Source organism: Pyrinomonadaceae bacterium, from assembly GCA_036277115.1.
Taxonomy (GTDB): Bacteria; Acidobacteriota; Blastocatellia; order Pyrinomonadales; family Pyrinomonadaceae; genus UBA11740.
On the sequence record DASUNM010000023.1, the window covers coordinates 1476656 to 1499380 of the forward strand.

Annotated in this window: 22 protein-coding genes; 15 read left to right on the forward strand and 7 right to left on the reverse strand. The window is 56.6% G+C overall.

Annotation, left to right across the window (positions count from 1 at the left end; all coding sequences use genetic code 11):
- Nucleotides 1–44: 44 nt before the first annotated feature.
- Together VFX97_13090 and VFX97_13095 are read right to left on the reverse strand one after the other, a co-directional pair.
- Nucleotides 45–449 (reverse strand): DUF4870 domain-containing protein, encoded by a 405-nt coding sequence (locus tag VFX97_13090; protein HEX5704131.1) that lies wholly within the window; start codon nt 447–449, stop codon nt 45–47.
- 38 nt (nt 450–487) lie between these two features.
- Nucleotides 488–931: a DUF4870 domain-containing protein gene (locus VFX97_13095; GenBank protein HEX5704132.1), complete on the reverse strand. Its 444-nt coding sequence runs from the start codon at nt 929–931 to the stop codon at nt 488–490.
- 177 nt (nt 932–1108) lie between these two features.
- Between VFX97_13095 and purS the strand changes: the two genes are divergently transcribed.
- The 8 genes from purS (at nt 1109) to purL (ending at nt 7725) form a co-directional block, all read left to right on the forward strand.
- Nucleotides 1109–1354: a phosphoribosylformylglycinamidine synthase subunit PurS gene (gene purS, locus VFX97_13100; protein HEX5704133.1), complete on the forward strand. Its 246-nt coding sequence runs from the start codon at nt 1109–1111 to the stop codon at nt 1352–1354.
- Nucleotides 1355–1366: 12 nt separating this feature from the next.
- Entirely contained in the window at nt 1367–2068 is a 702-nt protein-coding gene (gene purQ, locus VFX97_13105; protein HEX5704134.1) for a phosphoribosylformylglycinamidine synthase subunit PurQ, read from the forward strand.
- Between the two features lie 43 nt (nt 2069–2111).
- Complete coding sequence (locus VFX97_13110) at nt 2112–2570, forward strand: hypothetical protein (GenBank protein HEX5704135.1); 459 nt, start codon at nt 2112–2114, stop codon at nt 2568–2570.
- Between the two features lie 39 nt (nt 2571–2609).
- Entirely contained in the window at nt 2610–3290 is a 681-nt protein-coding gene (locus VFX97_13115; GenBank protein HEX5704136.1) for a thioredoxin domain-containing protein, read from the forward strand.
- 101 nt (nt 3291–3391) lie between these two features.
- On the forward strand, nt 3392–3850 hold the full coding sequence (locus VFX97_13120) for a vitamin K epoxide reductase family protein (protein ID HEX5704137.1): 459 nt from the start codon (nt 3392–3394) through the stop codon (nt 3848–3850).
- 72 nt (nt 3851–3922) lie between these two features.
- Nucleotides 3923–4537: a thioredoxin family protein gene (locus tag VFX97_13125; GenBank protein HEX5704138.1), complete on the forward strand. Its 615-nt coding sequence runs from the start codon at nt 3923–3925 to the stop codon at nt 4535–4537.
- 76 nt (nt 4538–4613) lie between these two features.
- Nucleotides 4614–5321 carry a TlpA disulfide reductase family protein gene (locus VFX97_13130; GenBank protein HEX5704139.1) on the forward strand — a complete coding sequence of 236 codons (708 nt, stop codon included), beginning with the start codon at nt 4614–4616 and terminating at the stop codon, nt 5319–5321.
- Between the two features lie 88 nt (nt 5322–5409).
- On the forward strand, nt 5410–7725 hold the full coding sequence (gene purL, locus VFX97_13135) for a phosphoribosylformylglycinamidine synthase subunit PurL (protein ID HEX5704140.1): 2316 nt from the start codon (nt 5410–5412) through the stop codon (nt 7723–7725).
- A 5-nt stretch (nt 7726–7730) separates the two neighbouring features.
- On the opposite strand, the gene VFX97_13140 is transcribed toward purL, so the two are convergent.
- The 5 genes from VFX97_13140 to larE all read right to left on the reverse strand — a co-directional run bounded on the left by VFX97_13140 (nt 7731) and on the right by larE (nt 14873).
- Nucleotides 7731–9701, reverse strand: a complete 1971-nt coding sequence (locus VFX97_13140) for a DUF3857 domain-containing protein (protein HEX5704141.1) — start codon at nt 9699–9701, stop codon at nt 7731–7733.
- 44 nt (nt 9702–9745) lie between these two features.
- Nucleotides 9746–11641, reverse strand: coding sequence for a DUF3857 domain-containing protein (locus VFX97_13145; protein ID HEX5704142.1), 1896 nt, complete (start codon nt 11639–11641; stop codon nt 9746–9748).
- A gap of 289 nt (nt 11642–11930) precedes the next feature.
- Complete coding sequence (gene larC, locus VFX97_13150; GenBank protein ID HEX5704143.1) at nt 11931–13118, reverse strand: nickel pincer cofactor biosynthesis protein LarC; 1188 nt, start codon at nt 13116–13118, stop codon at nt 11931–11933.
- Complete coding sequence (gene larB / locus VFX97_13155; protein HEX5704144.1) at nt 13115–14020, reverse strand: nickel pincer cofactor biosynthesis protein LarB; 906 nt, start codon at nt 14018–14020, stop codon at nt 13115–13117. The genes larC and larB overlap by 4 nt, the downstream gene beginning before the upstream one ends.
- Entirely contained in the window at nt 14013–14873 is an 861-nt protein-coding gene (gene larE, locus VFX97_13160; protein HEX5704145.1) for an ATP-dependent sacrificial sulfur transferase LarE, read from the reverse strand. The genes larB and larE overlap by 8 nt, the downstream gene beginning before the upstream one ends.
- 149 nt (nt 14874–15022) lie before the next feature.
- Between larE and VFX97_13165 the strand changes: the two genes are divergently transcribed.
- From VFX97_13165 to VFX97_13195, 7 genes are all read left to right on the forward strand, one after another.
- Entirely contained in the window at nt 15023–16114 is a 1092-nt protein-coding gene (locus VFX97_13165) for a class I fructose-bisphosphate aldolase (protein ID HEX5704146.1), read from the forward strand.
- A 78-nt stretch (nt 16115–16192) separates the two neighbouring features.
- The gene (locus tag VFX97_13170) at nt 16193–17056 is read left to right on the forward strand and encodes a metallophosphoesterase (protein HEX5704147.1); all 864 of its coding nucleotides are present in this window, start codon (nt 16193–16195) and stop codon (nt 17054–17056) included.
- A 145-nt stretch (nt 17057–17201) separates the two neighbouring features.
- Entirely contained in the window at nt 17202–17783 is a 582-nt protein-coding gene (locus tag VFX97_13175; protein ID HEX5704148.1) for a CDP-alcohol phosphatidyltransferase family protein, read from the forward strand.
- A 152-nt stretch (nt 17784–17935) separates the two neighbouring features.
- Entirely contained in the window at nt 17936–19861 is a 1926-nt protein-coding gene (gene dnaK / locus VFX97_13180; protein ID HEX5704149.1) for a molecular chaperone DnaK, read from the forward strand.
- Between the two features lie 203 nt (nt 19862–20064).
- The gene (gene dnaJ, locus VFX97_13185) at nt 20065–21228 is read left to right on the forward strand and encodes a molecular chaperone DnaJ (protein HEX5704150.1); all 1164 of its coding nucleotides are present in this window, start codon (nt 20065–20067) and stop codon (nt 21226–21228) included.
- A gap of 125 nt (nt 21229–21353) precedes the next feature.
- On the forward strand, nt 21354–21758 hold the full coding sequence (locus tag VFX97_13190) for a helix-turn-helix transcriptional regulator (GenBank protein HEX5704151.1): 405 nt from the start codon (nt 21354–21356) through the stop codon (nt 21756–21758).
- Nucleotides 21759–21942: 184 nt separating this feature from the next.
- Nucleotides 21943–22704 carry a hypothetical protein gene (locus VFX97_13195; protein HEX5704152.1) on the forward strand — a complete coding sequence of 254 codons (762 nt, stop codon included), beginning with the start codon at nt 21943–21945 and terminating at the stop codon, nt 22702–22704.
- Nucleotides 22705–22725 lie beyond the last annotated feature (21 nt).

Consider the following 22725-nt stretch of genomic DNA (forward strand, 5'->3'; position numbering starts at 1 on the left):
AATCAGAGATCAATCGCCCGGCTACCGCAGGCGTTCTGACCGAACTAAACTCCAGCCCACTTAGCGGCCATGTTGCCGATGATCGGCATCTTGAACATCGCTCCCTGGTAGGCTTTGACCGCGCCAAGAATCAATCCGCCGAAGTACAGCACAATAAACACCAGCCAGAGCAGGCCAAACAACATGCCTGCCAGTCCGGTGGCCGCGCCGCTTTCGGTTGCCACGGAAGCCGCTGCGCCTCCGACCAGCAGAATCGCGCCGATGATCCAGAGCGCAATCATCAATATGATCATGGCTACGTGGAAACACAGCGATTGAATCGCGTGAAACTTCACAAAGCTATTCTCTTTCTCCATGATCACCGAGATGATCGCGATGATGCCGATCGGGTAACCGAGCGCCGCGGCGACATTTCCATCAAGTCCGAGGGCAGACTTACCTGTATCCATTTTGATTTCTCTCCTGTTCGACTAAGTTGTTGACAGTGTTATTTGTTCACGGTGTTCCAGGCCAGGTCGCCGATGAAGGGCAGCTTGTACCATTGACCGCCGTACCCTTTTATTCCCGCGAAGATCCAGATGATGACAAAGATCAGCAACAGGATCAGCCTGAGGCCGAGGATGATAAAGAACGAGAGGATTCCCAGGTCGGCCGTCTCAAACGCAAATCGTAGAAACAGGCCGAGGATCCCGACGATGATACCAACCACAATTTGCGCAGCGACCAGAAACAGCGCCTGCAGTGCGTGGAATTTGACGAAGCGATTCTCTTTTTCTGTGACCAGGAAAACGATGCTGAGAATCACGCCCAGACAACAAAGAAAGTTCGCGATGTAACAGAGCATCGCCCCGACATTGGAATCCAGTCCCAGACTGGTTTTGCCGCCGGGAGCTCCTGACGGCGGGCCGCCCGCGTCGTATGGAGAAGACATTTAAGTATCCTTAATTCAAACGATCAAAGAATCAACGAGCGTGGTCGCGGCAAATACTATGATATCGGCTACCGTTTACGCAATGTTTGCCGTATTATCGTGCGTTCTTTAGGGAATGGGTACGCGCGCCGCTGGCGCGTTTAAGCACACCGGAGGCGTGCGTACCAATGCATCACAATGAAAGCTAAAGTTTACGTCACTTTGAAACCCAGCGTCCTGGACCCGCAAGGCAAGGCTATTAAGCACTCAGTCGAATTGCTCGGGTACAACGGCATCGACGACATTCGCCAAGGCAAGTATTTTGAGATCGCGCTCGAAAGCGGGTTGAATGAAGATAACGCGCGCACGGAAGCGACGCGCATGGCGCGCGAGATTTTGTCGAACCCGATTATCGAAGACTTTCGCGTAGAGATTGAAAAGTAACCAGTACTAAAAATGAAATTCGGTGTCATAGTTTTTCCCGGTTCAAATTGCGATCACGACGCTTATCACGTCATCTCAAAACACGTCGGCCAGCCCGTCGACTTCATCTGGCATCGCGAGACTGACCTCTCTTCCTACGACGCGCTCATCATTCCTGGCGGCTTTTCTTACGGCGACTATCTGCGCGCCGGGGCGCTGGCGAGCTTCTCGCCGGTTATGGCCTCGGTGAAAAAATTCGCGGCCCAGGACAAACTGGTGTTGGGTATTTGTAACGGCTTTCAGATTCTGTGCGAGGCGGGACTACTGCCCGGCGCTTTGATTCGCAATCGCGAACTGCATTTTGTGTGCGAGCACGTGAACGTGCGCGTGGAAAGCACCGACACGCCGTTTACGCACGAACTGAGACGCGGACAAGTGTTGAAGATGCCCGTGGCGCACGCCGAGGGCAACTACGTCTGCGACGACGCGACCTTTGAAGAGTTAACGCGCGATAATCGAGTTATCTTTCGCTACAGCGATCGCGACGGGAGAGTTTCGCCCGAAGCAAACATCAACGGTTCGCGTGATAACATTGCCGGCATCTGTAGTCGCGGTCGCAACGTTATGGGTTTGATGCCGCACCCTGAGCGGGCGTGCGAAGACGCGCTCGGATCAAGCGACGGGCGCGCAATTTTCCATTCTTTGGTTGGCGCCGTTACCGCGATCGCAGCTTAAGCAAACTCCTTCGTGACTAACGCGAAGAAAGGGACTTTTTGAAATGAAACGTCATTCCGCCTGGATCGCCCTGGGCTTGCTTCTTTTCGTAGTGCTGGCCTGCAATCTCTCGAAGAACAAGAACAGCAACGTCAACGTCAACATCAACAGCGGCTCGGACCGGCCGGCCAACGCCGAGGTCTATACGGACGAAGTGTTCGCCGCCAAGTCAGAAGACGGCGCGGCAACTTCAACTTTTGCGCCGTCGGACCGCACGGTGCACGTCGTCATCAGTCTCAACAAAGCGAAAGCCGGCACTGACGTGAGGGTTGTTTGGTTCGCAGACGAGGTCGAGGGTGCCACCAACAAAGAGCTGAAGACCCTCGAATACACAACGAAAGCATTCGACAAGAAGATTCCCGGTTACTTGCGTTGGTCTCAGGATTGGCCGAAGGGCCGTTACCGGGTGGCCGTCTACATCAACGGCAACCTTGACCGGACAATCTACTACGAAGTCCAGTAAGTCGCTCCGGCAATCGCGAGCGATGGCTTGAATCTCTTAATGAAACGAGTCGTCCCTTTCGTACTTATTCTCCTCGTCCTGATTGGTGGACTGCTGGCCGTGTGGCGTCTGTCACGGCCCGCGCCGCCGTCCGGTCCTGCGGGCGGCCCCACGCCAGCGCCGGGATCTTTGCCTGAAGGCGCAAAGCCGGCGCACATCCGCGGCAACCCGAATGCACCCGTCACGCTCGAAGAGTTCGCCGATTTTCAGTGCGGAGCGTGCGGCGCCTACCATCACGAACTAAAAAAGATTGAGGCCGAATTCGGCGATCGACTCCGCGTCATCTTTCGCGAGAACCCTCTCTATCCAAATCACCCGTATTCGATCATTTCGGCTCAGGCCGCTGAGGCCGCCGGCGTGCAGAGTGAAAACCATTTCTGGCTGATGCACGACAAACTCTTCGAAAATCAAAAGGCGTGGACAGAAGCAAGAGACAAAGACGCCGCCGTGGCGATGTTTGTGGATTACGCGAAACAGATCGGCCTCAATGCTGATCGTTTTATGCGCGACTTTAACGGCGAGGTGGTAGCGCAGCGTCTGACTCAGGACGGAATTCGCGGCCGGGCCGTGGGCGTACAGGGGACGCCAACTTTTTTCGTCAACGGCAAAGAAGCCAAGGGCGAGTCGTGGAAGCCTGACGGCTTGCGCGCGATGATTAACGAAGCGCTGGCGGGACGTTAAGCTTCGTGCTCCCTCTCCCTTTGGAGTGCGGCGGCTTGACGCCGCTTTTTCTGAGCGTCGGGTTGAGAAAAGCGCCATTCAAGCCGGCGCACTCCAAATCAATGAAGCCATCGCCGGACGCCGCTACCCGCATCTCCTGGACGTACATCATCTCGGCACTTCTGGCGCTCGTCGGCTTGGGTGATTCCATTTATTTGACCGTGCAGCACATCACCGGCGAAAGTCTGCGGTGCACAATCATCTCAGGCTGTTCCGAAGTTCTTAGCAGTTCGTATGCCCAGGTGGGACCTGTTCCGTTAGCGGCGATTGGCGCCGCCGCTTATTTCACGGTCTTCAGTCTGGCAACGCTGGCTGCCTTCGACTATCGGTTCGCGCTTCCCTTTCTGAAAATTGTCGTCGCGCTTATGTTTCTGACGACGCTCTGGCTGCTCTATCTGCAAGCCTTCGTCATCCGGCATTTCTGTCAATACTGCCTTTTGTCGGCGGCAGTGACGACGGCCCTCACGGCCATCGTTTTCCTCCCGCCCTTGCTGAAGAGACGCGCACGCGCTGTAAACTAAGTGGCCGCTTGCCACGTCTAACTCACGCTGTTAATCTTTGAAGTTCAATTCACCCGTCCAAAAGGAGTTCGCATGAAGAAGCATTTTACGGTTTATCTCATCCTCGCTTCTCTTCTGGTTATTGTGCTCGCCGCTGTTACCAGCATCGGCAGGCCGGTTGCCGATGTGCCCGCGCCGCCGGCGATTGGAACCGTCATTGACGATTTCAAACTGCCGGATGCGAGCGGCAAAGAGCATTCGCTCAAGTCGCTTATGGGGGCAAAGGGCACAGTAATTCTGTTCGTCGCGACGAAATGTCCGGTGTCGAACAACTACAACGAGCGCATGGAGAAGCTCGCGCAGGATTACAAAGCCAAGGGCATTAACGTCATCGGCATCAATTCCAACAACACGGAAAATGCCGCCGAGGTTAAGTCGCACGCGGCTGAACGCGGCCTGACGTTTCCGATCCTTAAAGACGAAGGCAACAAGATTGCCGATCGCTGGGGCGCGACACGCACGCCGGAAGCCTATGTGCTCGACGCCAACATGAAGCTCGTCTACCACGGCCGCATCGACAACTCGCAGAAGGTGGAAGCCATCACTTCCAACGATCTGCGCGACGCGCTCGATGAACTGTCCGCCGGCAAAGCAGTCACCAAGACGGGCGGCGCAGCGTTCGGATGCACGATTAAGCGAGCCGCGTAATTGGTTGTGATCACGCAAGTTGTTAACTTGCGTTCCGCTTTTTAGAAAGAACCGCAAGTAACGTTGCGGTACACGCATGCGTCTTTCGAAACTGCTCATCATCATGGCGCTGTGGATGCTGCCCACGTACGGGCAGACTTTCACAGCGCCTTCGTCCGTCAGACTTCCGGAGAAGCGCGCCGCGTTTGATCTACTCATCATCCCCAGATTCGCCGATATCCTGCCACCAGCAGTCTGGAACGAACCGTGTTTTTGTCCGGAGTCTGAACCACAATGCGCTCAGTACTACAGGGGGAAATATCGTGGCTCGCTAGGATTGCCAAACTACAAATTGCGCGTTCCCACAGCCGAGATTAAAGAAATCGATCTCGAGGGTCTGAAGAAGTTGCTGCAACGCGATGCAAAGGACGCGCGGCCGCTGTTGGTGAACTTCTGGGCGACATGGTGCGACCCGTGCCGTGAAGAATTTCCCGATCTCGTAAAGATTGACGCGGACTACGGGGCTAAGAACCTGAACTTCGTAACGGTTTCGCTTGATGACGTTTCGGAGATCGGCACAGAAGTGCCGAAGTTTCTGAAACAGGTGAAGGCAACGATGTTGACCGTGTTGCTGAACGTCAACGATCCCGAACCGGCGATTAAATCAGTGGACCCAGCCTGGGACGGCCAGTTGCCGGCGACGTTTCTTTACGACAAAGACGGAAAGGTCGTCTTCCGCCATTTTGGCAAGATCAAGCCGGACGAGTTGCGTGCGGCAATCGACAAGGAAATGAGCCGTAAGTAATAAGCGACAGTTTCAAGTTTAAAGTTTCAGGTTTCAAGTTGGGTGGGTTGCAAACTTGAAACTTGTAACTTGAAACCTGAAACAGCGAATGATAACTCCTGAAATTCTTTCCACGCACAATCTAACTCTCGAAGAATTCACGCGTATACAAGAACTGCTCGGGCGCGAGCCGAACCTGGTTGAGCTCGGCGTCTTCTCAGTCATGTGGTCTGAGCACTGTTCGTATAAGTCTTCGCGGATTCATCTCAAGCGTTTGCCGACGCAAGGCGAGCGCGTCATCGTGCCGCCGGGCGAAAACGCCGGCGTGGTCGATGTCGGCGACGGCTGGTGCGCCGCTTTCAAGATCGAATCGCACAATCACCCTTCGTTCATCGAGCCGTTTCAGGGGGCCGCCACCGGCGTCGGCGGAATCCTGCGCGATATCTTCACAATGGGCGCCCGGCCGATCGCCGCCCTAAACAGTCTGCGGTTTGGCTCGCTCGATGATCCAAAGAACGGACAACGCAATCGTTCCCTGCTCGCCGGCGTGGTGGCGGGGATTGCGCATTACGGCAACGCGTTCGGCGTTCCGACAATTGGCGGCGAAGTCGCATTCGATGATGCTTATGCGCTGAATCCGCTCGTGAATGCGTTCGCGCTTGGCCTGGTGCGGAAAGATCAAATCTTCTTCGGCAAGGCAACTGGCGTTGGTAACCCGGTGCTGTATGTGGGCGCGAAAACCGGCCGCGATGGAATTCACGGCGCGACCATGGCTTCCGCGGAGTTTGATGAAGAGGCCTTGGAAAAACGTCCGACGGTTCAGGTCGGCGATCCCTTTCTGGAAAAGCTCCTGCTGGAAGCTTGTCTCGAAGCGATGCGCAGCGGCGCGATAGCCGGCATTCAGGACATGGGCGCGGCGGGCCTGACCTGCTCGACGTGCGAGATGGCCGCCCGCGCCGGTACTGGTATCGAGATCGATTTATCATTAGTCCCGCAACGCGAAACGGGCATGACGGCTTACGAGATGCTTCTGTCTGAATCGCAGGAGCGCATGCTGATCGTTGCTCACAAAGGCCGTTCAAAAGAGGTTGTCGAGATTTTCGCGAAGTGGGACCTGGATGCGGTGGTCATCGGTCACGTGCACGACGATGGCCGCATGCGCGTCAAGCATGAGGGCGAAGTCGTTTGTGATGTGCCGGTACTGGCTTTGACGGATGAAGCGCCGATTTATGAGCGCGAAATGCGCGCTCCGAAAACTGAAGTTTCGGGTTCCGAGTTTCGAGTTTCGAGTTCGCACCTCGGGACGGATTCGGCAACCACCAAAGGAACGGATGGTGCGGGAGAGATAAACTCGAAACTCGAAACTCGAAACCCGAAACTTCTTGAGCTTCTTAGTTCACCAAATCTCGCCTCAAAAGAATGGGTCTATCGCCAGTACGATCACATGGTGCGGACTAACACGGTCGTGCTTCCCGGGGCGGATGCAGCCGTAGTGCGGATCAAAGAAACGCGCAAGGCTCTGGCGATTGCCCTCGACGGAAACGGTCGTTACTGCGCCGCGAATCCGCGTGAGGGCGCGAAGCTCGCGGTTGCCGAAGCCGCGCGCAACGTGGTCTGTGTCGGCGCCAAACCGATAGCGGTGACCAATTGTCTCAACTTCGCTTCGCCGGAACGGCCTGAAGTTATGTGGTCGTTCTCCGAAGTCATCGATGGAATCGCCGAAGCGTGTCGCGCATTCGACACGCCGGTCGTGTCCGGCAACGTCTCGTTTTATAACGAGACTGAAGGTCGCGGCGTTTTGCCGACCCCGGTAATCGGGATGCTTGGGCTCATCGAAGACGTGAAGCGTGTGATTCAGCCCGGCTTTAAAAAGGAAGGCGATGTGATCGCGCTGCTCGGAGTAACAGAGGACGAAGGAGAGGTTCCGGCGATCGACCTGCAACGCGAACTCGCCGTGCAAGCCGCTTGCCTGCGGGCCGCCGAAGCCGGTCTGCTTCGTTCCGCCCATGATTGCTCCGAAGGCGGTTTAGCGGTGGCACTCGCGGAAAGCTGCTTCTCTTCACTGAATCGAGATGCGATTGGCGCTGAGATTAGTCTGGAGTCTGCTGGGAGCGCGGGCAAGCGGGGTCCCCAGCGGGGCAGCCCCGCTCGGGTGCTCGTCCTGCCCGCATCTTTGATGTTCAGCGAATCTCCTTCACGCATCATCATCAGCTTTAACGAATCAGCGCGTAGTGAAATCGAAGCTATCGCGAAGGATGCCGGTTCGCCCCTCACGATTCTTGGTACTGTCGGGGGAGATCGTTTGCGAATTAAGGTTGGCGAGCAGGAAGACGTGAACTCGCGGGTGGCTGAGCTGGAAGCAGTCTGGCGCTCCTCACTCAAGTTGAAATTGCAGGCCGAAGCGATGGCGGCAGGCGCCGAGTAACCCGATTACTTCTTCGCCAAAACCACCGGCGATTGTTCGGCCGCGCGAATCTTTTCGAAGAAGGTACGCACGGCGGCGTATTGCTCGACGGGAATGGTGCCTGCTTTTTGCACCAGCTTGCGCGTGAAAACCAGATGCCCGTCTTTGACTTCGTAGTTCGTCGCATACGATCCGAAGGTCGTATCGAGTTTCACTGCATCCGGCAACTCGTCCACGGCAAATCCCGCCGGCAGTTTCAGACTCAAAGTTTCGGAATAGGCATTTGAAGTAAGCACCACCGGATGTTTGCGCTTCGCTTCGGTTAACGCCAGCGATTCGCGGCGCGAGACAATCGCGGGCTTGAAAATCATCAGCCGCTCCTGCATCACCTGGCCGTATGACGGCGCGGTAAAATCGATGTCCAGATTGAACTGACCGGCAGCCGCATCGTCGCGCGGTTCAAGTTTGTTCACTTTCGCCGCGGTGGCGCCCGCGCTAATCCAGCCCTCGATCACTTTCTGATAATCGGAACGCGAGGAACGACGGAACTCCGCGCGATAGCCTGAAGCCCAGCGGCCGTTAGCCTGCTCCTGAATCTTCGCCGCGAGCGACCCGTCCGCCGTCAGATTCGCTTCGATCCGGCGCTCAAGCAAATTGCTCTCGACCGGCGTGACCGGCATCCGCAATAAAGATCCCGATTCGCCGGCGACGATCAATGCCCAACTTCCCTGTTCGTGATCCGGAAGATCTCCAACACGCGTGTCTTCGTCCGTCGCATCGAACATCAAAAGCCGCCCGAGCGTCGGATGCGCCACCACGGTCGCCGCTTGAGTCTCATCGCTGACTTTGATGGCGATGATGCAATGATTGAATTGATTCGGCGACGCCCACTCGTCGCGTACATAATCCGGGTCGCCGGAATAAATGCCGACGGGGTACGAAGTGATATTCAGCACCTTTAACATCGCCCGCATCAGATTCGCTTTGTCTTTGCAGTCGCCGTAGCCCTTCGCGAAAACCTCGGCCGCCGTGCGCGGACGCATGCCACCGCCGCGTTTCACGCCTATGGCTATCGCGATGTAGCGAATGTTCTGCACGTACGAACCGATCGCCTTAATCTTGTCCAGCTCGGTCTTCTGGTTTGCCGTCAGTTGCCGGGCCTTCTCAGCCAGCGCGTCGTTCGGCGCGGATTGTGGATCGTGCAACTCGCTGAGCCAGTATGAAACCTGCGCCCAGGTCGTGAATGTCTTGAAGTTGGAAGAAGGTTTATCGGCCGGTGGATAGAAACTCACGGCGATGCGCGGCGCGAGACTCGAGACGCGCGGGCTGCTTGGTTCCGGGGCGATCGGCGACAGGTTACCCAGTTCCCAAGTGTAGGTTGAGCCGCTAATGACGGGAGTGATCGCCGCGTGATTGAACGTAGCGTTCTTAGCCACCCAGCCCTGCGGCAGCGTTAGCACATATCTCGACGAAAGCACGGGCAGCCGATTTTGAAACGCCCAGACATCGTGCGAAAAGATCGATCGCTCTTCAGTGGTTGATTGGTAACCAAAGACCGCGCCCGCATCCGCGTCATCCGAGCCATTGATCATCTTTATGCGCGATTCGTTGTAGATGTCATTGGGGTCTTCGACCGCGTCAATCGTTTCGCCGTTGCCATACTTCTTGACGGTCCCGCCCGGTCTAATCAGCCACGCCTTCAACTCGCGCACCTTGCCGGCATCGTTCTCATAAAACTCTATGGCCTTGGCAAACTCACGCCCTTCGCGCAGCAGGATGCGAATGGCAAACGTACTCACAGTCGTGATGCGCCCGTCTTCACTAACCGTCACGCGCTCCTCATCCTGCAAGACAACTGCGGGCACATCTTTTTCGTAAGTGGGCGCCGGCAGCTTCGCCAGTTGTTGCAACCAGGCCGGCGCCTCGTCGCCGGCGGCACGTGCGGTGGAGGCCGTGAGGATGATCAGTGTAATTGTGGCCAGGAGTGTTCGACGCATTTGTTACCTAATCCGGGCGAACTTTCGTGAAGCTGTTTACGCCCTTAATTGGACGCCGCCGCTTGTTTCAAAGTGATCGTGTGCTCGTCGCTCTTGTGCAGCAGATCGAACAAGGATTTGACTTGTGTGTAGCTGGCCGCGGGAAACACGATCGCCCCGCCGCCGCCAAAGAAAAACTCGCGGCGCACAACCAGTGTCTTTTGGTCCTTGGTGACGCCCATCGAGACTTTGTACTGGGTGACTTTCTGCGCCCCAAAAGGCGCCGGCCGCTCGGCGCTGTCGAGCGAGTAACCAGCCGGTAGCTCGATCTCAATTTGATCGTCCTGCGACCACGGATAGTGAAAATAGACTTCGTACTTCCGCGTGGCGCTGGAAAATAGTGAGGGCTCTCCGTATTCAAAAAAGCTTGGTTGCAGAAAGAGCCGCTTGCCGGTTTTCTGCGCGTACTGCGGCACCCGCACTTTAAACGAATGCACGAGCGGTTTACTACCGTCCATCACGTTGTCGATCGACAGGTCTGAGACATCAGCGGTAGGCAAGCGGCGCTTTATGTCAGCCTTCAAATTTTCCTGCCGGTTGTTATCTGACTCTTCGTAGTTTGCGAGACGGTAAGTCAATGCCGAATGGCCGGTGTATTCGATTTTGACGTCACCTTCAAGTGTGCCGTCTTCCAGCAACTTAAGTTTTGCCGTGCGACGCTCCAGCGACTTTTCCGGCGCGGTCAAAGGAATTTGGGTCCAGGCAAACTCGCCGTCGCCCACCAGCAGGGCCCAGACATCTTCTTCGTACCAAACCAGCATTCCATACGGCAGAAACTTGAGCCCGGGATTGAAGAAACGCCATTGTTGCCCGACTTTAACCGCAATGGCCGCCGGATGAATGAACGACTCGTTGGTCATTTCAGGCTTGAAGAAAATCTCGCTGCGGTCGGAAGAGAATGCGATCCGGGCGTCATACCCGAGCGAACTCGCCATCGCGCCGAATAGAAGATCGACAAACTGGCTGGATGCCTTCTTGCGCTTCAGAACGTCCGCCACCGACTCATTTTTGGGAAGTTTCTTCCGCAGGTCATCTGTGAGTGAAGTGTCATAACTGGTGTTGTGTATCTGCTCCTGACAAAACTCGTACAGCTTGCGTAATTTTTCGTCATCGGTTTGGGCCGCGCCCACAACTTCCGTCGCTACTTTCTTCACTTCTTTGTCAGGCTTGTTCATGAACTTCGCCATGAAAGATTTGTCTCTCCCGACTGCACCCCAGTACAAAACCGGATTGCCGGGGTCTTTAACCGAAATGGTCAAGGTAAACCCCGAGGCCTCGAAACTGGGAATCACCGTTTGCAGCAGTATCCAGGGGACGATCTGATCGTCCGGTGGCATGTGCGGCTCTTCTTTCAGCGCGGGCACATCCGCGCGGGTGGCGACCCAGAATCCCTTCTCTGACTCAATAAATTTGGCGTCAGTGAAGTTGAAATTCTGGTAGTTCGGCTTCTTCTTGTTGTACGGCTTGTAGTAATAGGCAAGCTTCTGCACGGGAATGTCCCGTTGGAATTTCAAGCGCATGCCGGAAGCCCCGGCGTCGCTAATCACTTCCCGGTAGCGGTACTCGACTATGACACCCGGTTCCAGGCTGGGAATCGCGAAGGATTTCGCTTTCACTTTCATGCGGTTGGCTTTGACAATCTCGCGCTCGAAAATGTCCTGCTTGGCAATCTCGACGATTGAGCCATCCGGTTTAATGACGCGCGCGGCGATATCCTTAATCTTCATGCCTTTGGAAAAAGTGATATCGAACTTGCTGTATTTCTCGCGGCCGCGCTCGGTAAAAATTTTGACGCGCACGTAATGCTGCATCGACAGATTGTCATCAGAGCTATCGTCGATCCTGACTTCCCAAAAGATTGCCTCGGCGTCGGCGTCGGCCTCAACCTTAGCGGTCTTCATCGCAATCTCTTCCGGAGTTACCGGACGCCAGTCGTTATCTCCTGGGCCACCCAGCGCTGGAGTGAGGCTGAGTGCACACACGAATGCCAACCGGAGAGCTAAAAAGTAGGGGGACTTCATAGGCAGTACTACCTCTCTAGAATTGGTTCTTGGTTCGGGCTGTGAAAACCTTAGTCAGGAACAAGAGTCCGACCACTGGCTGGTCTTATTCAGTCGGGAAATGCAGCGCGGATTGTAACTCACGCTTGGTAGGGGAGCAAGGCTTTTTGCAAGCTTGTCAGCCGCTCGCTTATTCACTTTGGTGGGCTGCTTTAGCCTTCATGGCGACCGACCACACCTCGCTAACACTCACGCCATGTTCGTCCGCGCGCGCCACGCAATCCTCGTGTTCCGGGGACGCTTTAACTGAGCCATCCGGCAGCCGGGCCACTTTCATTCTTATGGCGCCGTAGAAGGTCTGAACGGTTTCCACATGTCGAGGCAGGCTGTGACGGGTGACCGCGGTCTCGCGTACGCCGAGAGTCGTGCTGTGACGGAATAACATCTCACGAATTGCGCGCGCTGTTTCCGGCGGGCAGAGCACTTCGATAACTACCGCCGGCCGATTCTTCTTCATCTGTACCGGCGTCAACCAAACGTCGAGCGCGCCAGCATCGTTTAAGTGCTTCACCAGCGGCTCGTACAACTGCGGATTCATGTCATCGATGTTGCATGAAAGGACGACTAACTGCTCGACGTTAAGTCCGGCTTCCAGGTCCGCGCTTTCGCCAATTGTCAGCCGCAAAACGTTCGGGCGATCCGGCCAGTCACGTTGACCCGCACCGTAGCCCACGCGTGCAACTCGCATCGCGGGCATCGTGCCGAATTGCTTCGCGAGTGTGCGCGCGAGCGTGGCGCCGGTTGGCGTGACTGTTTCGCCTTCAATGTCTGCGCCAACCACCGGAATGTTCCGCAGCAGCAAGGCGACGGCCGGAGGAGGCACGGGAAGAATTCCGTGTTCGGTTTTAACTGTGCCACGCGACCAGGGCAGCGCGCTGCAATGAACTTCGGTTACACCCAACTCCTCGAATCCGACGAGCGCGCCGACAATGTCAACAATCGTGTCCACCGCGCCGACCTCGTGAAAGTGAATTCGATCGACAGGCACGCCGTGCACCTGGCTTTCAGCTTCCGCCAGTAATCTGAGCGCAGAGATCGCGCGCTGCTGAATCGCTTCAGGTAATTCCGCCTGCATCACGATTGACGAAAGGTCGTGCAGGCCTCTGTGCGGTTGATGTGGTGAAGAGAGAATACTTACCTGCGTCGCAGCGAGGCCGCGCTTGCTGACGTGATCGACTTTTAGCTGGACGTCGCCGAGTTTTAGCTTCGAGATTAACTCGCGCAGCTTCTGCTCAGGCCAGCCCACATCGATCAATGCGCCGAGCAGCATGTCGCCGCTAATGCCGGCGGGACAGTCGAGATAAGCAATCCGGCTCATCGAGCGACTGTCTCCTCTTCATTTCCCCTCTCCGCCAGCGGAGAGGGGTTAGGGGAGAGGTTGCCGTGGCTTGACCCCTCCCCCATCCCCTCTCCGCTTGCGGGGAAGGGTTCATGCAGAGATCCTCTTCTGGCGCGCTTGAGATCTGCTTGTCGAATGCGTGTGAGTAGACGATGCGCCGCGGTCGCCGCACCTAAACCGTTGTCGATATTGACGACCGTTACTCCCGTGGCGCAGCTATTCAGCATTCCCAGCAGCGCCGCGATTCCCTGGAAACTTGCGCCGTACCCGACGCTGGTGGGTACCGCGATCACCGGACTGTCGATTAGTCCGCCCACGACGCTGGGCAGCGCGCCTTCCATCCCGGCAACCACAATCACCACGTCGGCTTCCTGCAAATGGTTTGCGTACTCAAGCAGACGATGAATTCCCGCAACCCCGACGTCGTAGACCGTTTGGGTTGAGTCACCCAGAAACTTCAACACTTCGGCAGCTTCTTCCGCGACCGGCACATCGGACGTTCCTGCCGCGATCACCAGAGCTCGTCCTGCATTCGACTTCGGAAAACTGTTGACTACGAGAATTCGCGCTTTCGCGTGATGCACAACGTCCGGCAGCAACGCGCGCGTGGCTTCGAAGTGCGCCGTCGTGACCCGCGTCGCCAGCGCCCTGCCCGTCCGCGCCACCATCGCGCTCATGATCGCCGCGAGTTGTTCCGGCGACTTGCCTTCGCCGTAAACGAACTCAGGCATGCTTTGACGCAACGCGCGATGGTGATCCAGCCGGGCAAAGTCGCCGATCGGCTCGATCGGCTGCCAGCGCAGTTTTTCCAGCGCTTCGCCGGGCGACAATTTGCCGCTCGCGACTTCCGCCAGCAGATTTGAAACAGTATCTCTATCCATGCTTAACGAATCCTTCGTTCATGCTGCCGTGCCGCAGCCCCGCCAGGTCGATGGTCACGTCCGTGTAGCCAACAGCGCGGACCGCGGCAACGATTTCATCGCGCTGCGCAAGTGCCCGCGGAATCATTTGCTGTTCGACTTCCACGCGCGCGAGGTTGTCGTGATGACGGACTCGCAGATCGGCAAACCCAAGCCGGCGCAAGGCCATCTCCGCACGATCGACTTGAGACAAAATCTTGGGCGTGATCGTAATTCCGTATTCGACTCGGCTGGACAAGCAAGCCATCTGCGGCTTGTCCCAGTTGCTTAATCCCAGACGCCGCGCCAACTCGCGAATTTCATCTTTATTGAAGCCCACTTCGCAGAGTGGGCTGCGCACGCCCAGTTCGCGGCCGGCCTTGCGTCCCGGCCGAAAGTCGCTCGTGTCTTCGGCGTTAAAGCCATCAACTACAGTTTCGAATCCGTGCTGCCGCGCGACGTCAGTCAAAGCCGCGTAAACATGCTCCTTGCAAAAGTAACAACGGTTGATGGGATTCGCGGCGTAACGCTGGTCTTCAACTTCATTTGTTTCGACCGTGACGTGAGAAATTCCTATCTCACCGAGCATGCGAAGTGCGTCACGCTGTTCGTCCTGACCCAGACTCGGCGAAATCGCGATTGCGGCCAGCACGTGGTCACGGCCTAAAACATCAACCGCCACTTGCGCCACGAGCGTACTGTCTACACCGCCTGAGAAGGCGACCAGCACCCGCTCGAAACCGGCGATGATCTCTTTCAAGCTCTCGAATTTGATTTGTAAATAGGCCGGCAGCGGTTCATTCTCGCGCCGCTCGGCCAGGCTCAGGTTGTTCATGATTCGTTTCGGCCGTCAGTTTAGCATTAACCTGGCGCGTGTTCATTTCCGCTCGCTCCAGATGATATAATTCGCGCCACTCGCAATAATTCAACTTAGTTCATGCGCGGCATGACGACGTCACTGGAGGAACAGGTATGGCCACAGAAATGAAACGATCCACGGGAACAATCGATCGGATTGAAGAACTGCTCGGGGACGATGCAAGAACGCTGCTCGACTTCAAATCGACGGTGATCCCAAAAGAGCAGTTGCACCTGCCCGGACCGGATTACGTTGACCGCGTGGTGTCCGAAAGTGATCGTTCTCCCGCGGTGCTTCGTTCGTTGCAATCGTTAATCAGCAATGGACGTCTGGCCAACACCGGTTATGTTTCGATTCTGCCGGTTGATCAAGGCATCGAACACTCCGGCGGCGCTTCATTCGCGCCAAACCCGCAGTATTTCGATCCGGACAACATTGTGAAGCTCGCCATCGAAGGCGGTTGCAATGCGGTCGCTTCAACCTACGGCGTGCTGGGCAGCGTCGCCCGGAAATACGCCCACAAGATTCCATTTATCGTTAAGATCAATCACAACGAACTGCTCACGCTGCCAAACAAATTCGATCAGATCATGTTCGGCACGATCAAAGAGGCGCGGGACCTGGGCGCGGTCGCTGTCGGCGCTACAATCTATTTCGGTTCGGACGAATCGACGCGGCAAATCGTCGAAGTCTCAGAGGCATTCGCGCAGGCCCACGAACTTGGCATGGCGTGCATTCTCTGGTGCTATCTGCGCAACTCAAAATTCAAAACTCCCGAGGGCGACATGCACTCGTCGGCGGATCTCACCGGCCAGGCGAACCATCTGGGCGTAACGATTCAAGCCGACATCGTCAAGCAGAAATTGCCCGAACGTAACGGCGGCTACCTGGCAGTCGAAAAAGAGCTGGGCAAATCGTACGGCAAGACAAGCAAGCTCGTTTACGAAAAACTCACCACCGATAATCCAATCGATCTGGTTCGCTATCAGGTCGCGAACGGCTACATGGGCCGGGTTGGGCTGATCAATTCCGGCGGCGAATCAAAAGGCGAGAGCGACATGGCCGAAGCTGTACGCACTGCGGTCATCAACAAACGCGGCGGCGGCATGGGCCTGATTTCCGGACGTAAAGCATTCCAACGTCCGATGAATGAAGGCGTCCAGCTCCTGAATGCGATTCAAGACGTTTATCTGTCCAAAGAAATTACGATCGCCTAAACATCGAAGCAAAACAATCGCTTTGCATTGCGAAAGTGTGAGCGGATACCTATAATCCGCTCGCTTTCCCAAGCCGTCATGCCAACTTCAATTCGGTGGAAACACGATCGCCCGGTGCGGCGCACAGTCAAGGCGCAACCGCGCCCGCTGAGTACGCTCAAGACTGTGCTCGCGCAAACCGCCAAACATGCGCTCACTGAGCCTTTCATGCTTTCGATCGAGCGGCAGGAGATTCTGCTGAAGCGGCTGCCGCCAAAGCTGGACGGACTCCGAATCGTTCACCTTTCTGATTTCCACTATGGGCCGCTCGTCAACCCCCGGCATCTTGAGCGCGCCGTCAAAGCCGCCAACGACCTGCAGCCGGATGTGATCGCGTTAACCGGCGATTATATTTCGGTGGATCGAATGTATGCGGAGCCTTGCGCGGAAGTAGTTGGGAAACTGCGGGCGCCCCACGGCGTGTACGCGGTGCTGGGGAATCACGATCACTGGACCGACGCCACCTTGATAGCGGATTTGTTTCGCGCTGAAGGCGTTCGCGTCCTGATCAATGAAGGAACGCGCATGGACCTGCGCGGCGAGAGTTTTTGGCTGGCCGGTGTCGATGACACGATGGTCGGGCTGGAAGATCTGTCGCTGGCCCTGGCCGGTTCAAGCGACGACGAATTCAAGCTGCTGCTGGCCCACAATCCAATCATTTTGCGCAGGGCGGCCCGCGTTTCTGTCGACCTTGTGCTCAGTGGTCATACCCACGGCGGCCAAGTCACCTGGCGATCAGAAAAAAGCCGTTCAGGCCGCCCGCGACGAAGGATGCTGCGGGGACTGGGTCGTCGCGGCAACACGCAAATTTACGTGACCCGCGGCTTGGGAACCGTCGTGCTGCCGATTCGCTACGGTTGCCCGCCTGAGGTTTCAGTACTCGAGCTACGCAGCACAACTTAGTTCAGGTTCCGGAATACGATTGATGCTACGACCACCTCCAGTCCGCAACTCGAAATTCGCATTTTGGAAATCTGAAATCTGAGATCTGAAATCGAAATCTTGAACTGTGAAATCTGAAATTTGAAATCTGAGATCTGAGCTTCTTGTGTCCTCACGCATCGTCACCGTACCGAATCTGCTGACCGTGTTCCGGATGGCATTGACTCCGGTATTCGTATCGCTCCTCTTCTATCAAAAGTTCATGTTGGCCCTGGGGGCATTCGTCCTGGCGGGCATAACTGACGGTTTGGATGGATTGCTCGCCCGCCGGTTTGACCAGCAGTCGCCGCTGGGACGGATTCTGGATCCCATCGCCGACAAGCTGATGCTGGTAGCGTCGTTCATCGTTCTCTCGATGAAAGGCGTGTATCCCGCCCCCATTCCCAGTCACCTGCCAATCCCCTTTTGGGTCACCATTACGGTCATCAGCCGTGACGTCTTTATCCTGATTGGCGCCGCCGCAATCAACATGGTCACGGGATTCCGCTCGTTCGAGCCCTCCCTCCTGGGAAAGATCAGCACCGTCGTACAAATCGTGGCCGTGGCCGTAGTCATGCTCTCCGCCCAAACCCGCATTGGCACCGGCTACTATCTCCCAACGGTTTATGCCGCCGTGTTCGCGCTGGCACTTCTCTCCGGTATCCACTACATCTTCTTCGTTTCCCGCCGCCTCAACGACCGGCCTTAGCCGTGCGACCCCCAAACTCTGTTCTTTTGGGACTTTTAGACCTTGACGTCAGACCCTCAACTGAAGTTGACAGCAACGGACTCAGATATTATATTGGGCAGGCATTTAACCCCGTTTCTTGGTAAGCGGAATCAATTTTTGGAGCGTTTAAAATGAGCAAGATCATAGGAATTGACTTAGGAACGACTAATTCGGTGGTCGCAGTCATGGAAGGCGGCGAGCCGACGGTTATCACCAACTCTGAGGGCGGTCGGACAACTCCGTCAGTCGTAGCGTTCGCCAAAGATGGCAACCGCCTGGTCGGCCAAGTCGCCAAGCGTCAGGCCGTAACCAACCCGGAAAACACGATTTATTCAATCAAAAGGTTCATGGGTCGGAAATTCAACGAGGTGTCCGAAGAAATCAAGCAGCATCCCTACAAAGTCCAGGGGACTGGAACCGGCGGCGATGTGCGTATTGTCGCGGGCGGCAAGGAATGGAGTCCGCCGGAAATCTCCGCGATGATCCTTCAGAAAATGAAGCAATCTGCCGAGGACTATCTCGGCCAGAAGGTCGAGAAGGCGGTCATTACCGTTCCGGCCTACTTTAACGACGCGCAGCGCCAGGCGACGAAGGATGCCGGCAAGATCGCCGGACTGGAAGTAATGCGCATCGTGAACGAGCCTACCGCGGCCGCGCTGGCCTACGGCCTCGACAAAAAGAAAGACGAAACCATTGCCGTGTTCGACTTTGGCGGTGGCACCTTCGACATCTCGATTCTCGAGGTTGGCGAAGGCGTCGTGGAAGTGAAATCCACGAACGGCGACACCCACCTGGGCGGCGACGACATCGATGAAGCGCTGGTCGATTGGATCATTGACGAGTTCAAGAAGGACCAGGGCATCGACTTGTCCAAAGACAAGATGGCTTTGCAGCGCCTCAAGGAAACGGCCGAGAAAGCCAAGATTGAGCTGTCGCACACGATGGAGACGGAAATTAACCTTCCGTTCATCACCGCCGATCAGTCCGGACCGAAACACCTGGTGATGAAACTGACGCGAGCGCGGTTCGAGCAGCTAGGCGAACCACTCTTCAAGCGGCTGATGCCTCCGGTTGAGCAGGCTTTGAAAGATGCCGGCGTGGATGCGAAGAAAATCGATGAAGTAGTTCTGGTCGGCGGCTCGACGCGCATTCCGAAAGTACAGGAATTGGTGAAGGGCTTCTTCGGCAAAGAGCCCAATCGCAGTGTGAACCCCGATGAAGTGGTCGCCGTGGGCGCCGCGGTGCAAGCGGGCGTGCTGTCGGGTGAGAAGACCGACATCCTCTTGCTCGACGTGACTCCCCTCAGCCTCGGCATCGAAACACTTGGCGGCGTGGCCACGAAACTCATTGAGCGCAACACCACCATTCCGACGCGCAAGTCGGAAATCTTCTCGACGGCTTCTGACAACCAGACGTCGGTCGAAGTTCACGTGTTGCAGGGTGAACGCCCGATGGCGACGGACAATCGCACGCTCGGCAAGTTCCACCTGGTCGGCATTCCACCGGCGCCGCGCGGCATGCCGCAAATCGAAGTGGCCTTCGACATTGACGCGAACGGCATTGTGAACGTGTCAGCAAAAGACATGGGCACGGGCCGCGAACAGAAGATCACGATCACCGCTTCGTCGGGCCTCAGTAAAGACGAAATCGACAAAATGATGCGCGACGCGGAATCGCACTCGACCGAGGACGCGACTAAGCGTGAAGAGATCGAATCGCGCAATCGCCTCGATGGTCTGGTTTATCAGATGGAGAAAACGCTGAACGAGAACCGCGAGAAAGTTGGCGCGGTCGCCGGCGAAGTCGAAACCGCCATTGCCGATGCGAAGAAGGCCGTCGAAGAAGGCGGCGTCGAGCGGATGAACAATGCGTTCAATACGCTGCAGACGGTTTCACACAAGATGGCCGAAGCGCTCTATCAGCAGACGTCCTCAACCCCGGGCGGTGAAACGACTGAGCAGTCATCGGCCGCAGGCGCATCGTCCACCGGTCAAACCGGCGGCGAAGACAATGTGATCGACGCGGAGTACGTGGACGTAGACGAAGACAAGAAGTAACTTCTGGAGTGCGCCGGCAGATTGATCACCCCAGCGTGGCTGCCACGCTGGGGACCCCGTGAACGCGGCGACGGCGCTTTGGATTTCGACAGAGACTTGGACTTGTCGAACTGAAACACGGCTGCTGAAAGCTGAAGCCCGTCGTTAAGAGATCCAAAGCGCTGTCGCCGCTCTGCTTTGCCAGCGCACTCCAAATATGAACCGTGGCCAAAGAGGATTATTACAAAACCCTGGGCGTTAAGCGCGACGCCAAGCCGGACGAAATTAAGAAGGCGTACCGGCGGCTGGCGCGCAAGTACCACCCTGACGTCAACCCGGGCGACAAAGCCGCCGAGGAACGCTTCAAACAGATGAGCGAAGCGTTCGATGTTCTCTCAGATCCCAAAAAGAAAACTGTTTACGATCGCTTCGGGCAGTACTCGGACAATCTCGCCGACGCGGCGGCGCGCGGCGCCAGTCCCGGCGGGAGCTACACGCGCGGCGCTCCTCCTTTTGACTTCTCCGGATTTGACTGGGGATCCACGGCCAGCGGCGGCGGCGGCTCGAGCAGTAGCTTTCGCGACATCTTTGCGGACCTGTTCGGCGGCGCGAAAGCGGAACGCGAGCCACCCCGGCCGCAACCTCAGCGTGGCAACGACATCGAGATGCCGCTCTCGCTCAGTTTTGAAGAAGCGATCACCGGACTCACGACCAATCTTACTGTCAATCGATCGGATCAGTGTTCGCGCTGCCACGGCGCGGGTGACACGGGTGGCGCCGTAACTACTTGTGCGACGTGCAAAGGAGCCGGGCAGGTACAACGTGCCGGCGGCCGTCTGCGCTTCACGCAGGAGTGTCCGGATTGCGGTGGCACCGGGAAAGCGCGTCCGCCCTGTGGACTCTGCAAAGGCCGAGGCACTCTGCCGAAGAGTGAAACGGTAAAAGTGCGCATTCCCGCCGGTGTTGACACCGGTTCGCGCGTGCGCGTGCCCGGCAAAGGCGCAGGCGGTCGTCTGGGCGCACCGCCGGGCGATCTTTTCATCATCACGAACGTCGGCCGTCACCAACACTTCACCCGAAAGGGCGACAACATTTATGTAACGGTTCCGATTACGGTCCCGGAGGCCGCGCTCGGCGCAAAGATCGAAGTGCCAACCGTTTCCGGCAAGGGACAGTTGCGAATTCCTCCGGGAACTCAGTCAGGCCAAAAGTTTCGGCTGCGCGGAAAAGGAGCGCCGTCGCTGCGCGATCCAAATGCGCACGGCGACCAATTCATTGAAGTGCAACTCGTGTTGCCGAAGGTGATTTCAGAAGAGACGAAAGAGTTGCTGCGCAAATATGCGCAGATGAATGACGAAAATCCCAGAGTGGCGATGGGATTAGAGTGAGATGTATTTTGTGCTTTGTACTTCGTTCTTTGATGTTTTGACGAGAGGTCCAATCGATTTGCGGAATCAGCATCAACTGCGAACAGAGATCCAAGTACAAAGTACCAAGAACAAAGAACGTTTTCATGAAACGTAGAGCCAAGACCTACACCATCAGCGCCGTCGCGGAGCAATTCGAACTGCACCCGCAAACGTTGCGTCTGTACGAACGTGAAGGGCTGTTGAAGCCTTCGCGCTCTGAGGGAAACACGCGGCTTTACACCGACACTGATCTCGAACGCCTCGATGTAATTCTGTCTTTAACTCGCGACCTCGGTGTGAACCTCGCCGGCGTCGAAATCATTCTGAACATGCGCGAGAAGATGGATGCGATGCAGCGCGAGTTCGAGCGCTTCTTTGAATACCTGCAAAGTCACGCCGAAGAGTTTTCTCATTTCACTGAGGCGCCACCACCGGAAGCCGGCGCTCTCGTTCCGATCAGCCGCTTAAAACGTCCCGTCCCAGCCAAACGAACTGCCGCGAAGCGTTAGATCTGATGTAGTGGTGATCTCAGCATGGCGAGCTAAATCCAGTGGCCGCCACGAATGTGGAAATCCGCACGCAACAACTTGCGCTGTCATTTTCAAGCCGTGATATAAGCGCCAGCCCTGAGGTAGCAGCGCGGTTTTCGCGACTGGTTTAGCGCCCTTGTTTTCAGCGACAAAGGAGTTCCCGATGCGCACCCCACGCACCTCCCAAAAGTTCGCCTCCCACACTGCGATCGCGGCGTTGTTTTTTTTCGCCGCGATCGCTTTTCCAGTAGCGGCGCAGAAGAAGCGCGTTCCGCCCGGTGGAAACATTGCCGTCATCGCTGACGAACGGCTCGCGGCTTTGCGAGTCGCGCCTAATCTTTCTGCGCGTCTGATTCGCCGGCTCGGCCGGGGGAAATTCGTGTCGGTCCGGACAACGCGCCGTAACCATGAAGGCATTTCTTTCTCTCATGTTGTGGTCACGCGCCGCACCTCCGGCTGGCTACAAAGCGAGGCGCTCGTGATGTCGAGCCGCAACGGTGACGATCGCCGGTTGGCTCACTTAATTGGCGGTACAGACGAATTCGATCGCATCGCACGAAGCCGCATCTTTCTGGATCACTTCCCACGTTCATCTTTGCGACCGAAAGTCCTGCTCGCCCTCGGCGACGCGGCCGAAGAAGCGGCTCCGCAACTCTCCCGCGAAGCTACGCGACGATTTGAACGGCGCGAGATTCCCACGGACGGCGCGCCGGAGCACTCGTACTACATGAATTACAACGGACTTGATCGGTACAACCGCCAGGGCGTCACCTTCACCTTTGACCCCGGGACAAAGCAGTTTCACTACGACGGCGCCGCCTGGCGCGAGATCGTGCGGAAATATCCGAACAGTCCTGAGGCTGCAGAAGCCCGGAAACGAATTGAAAAGTTAACGGCGCACAGTCGGGAACCTCGACTGCTTTGATCCTTGTCCTGGTAGCCGGGA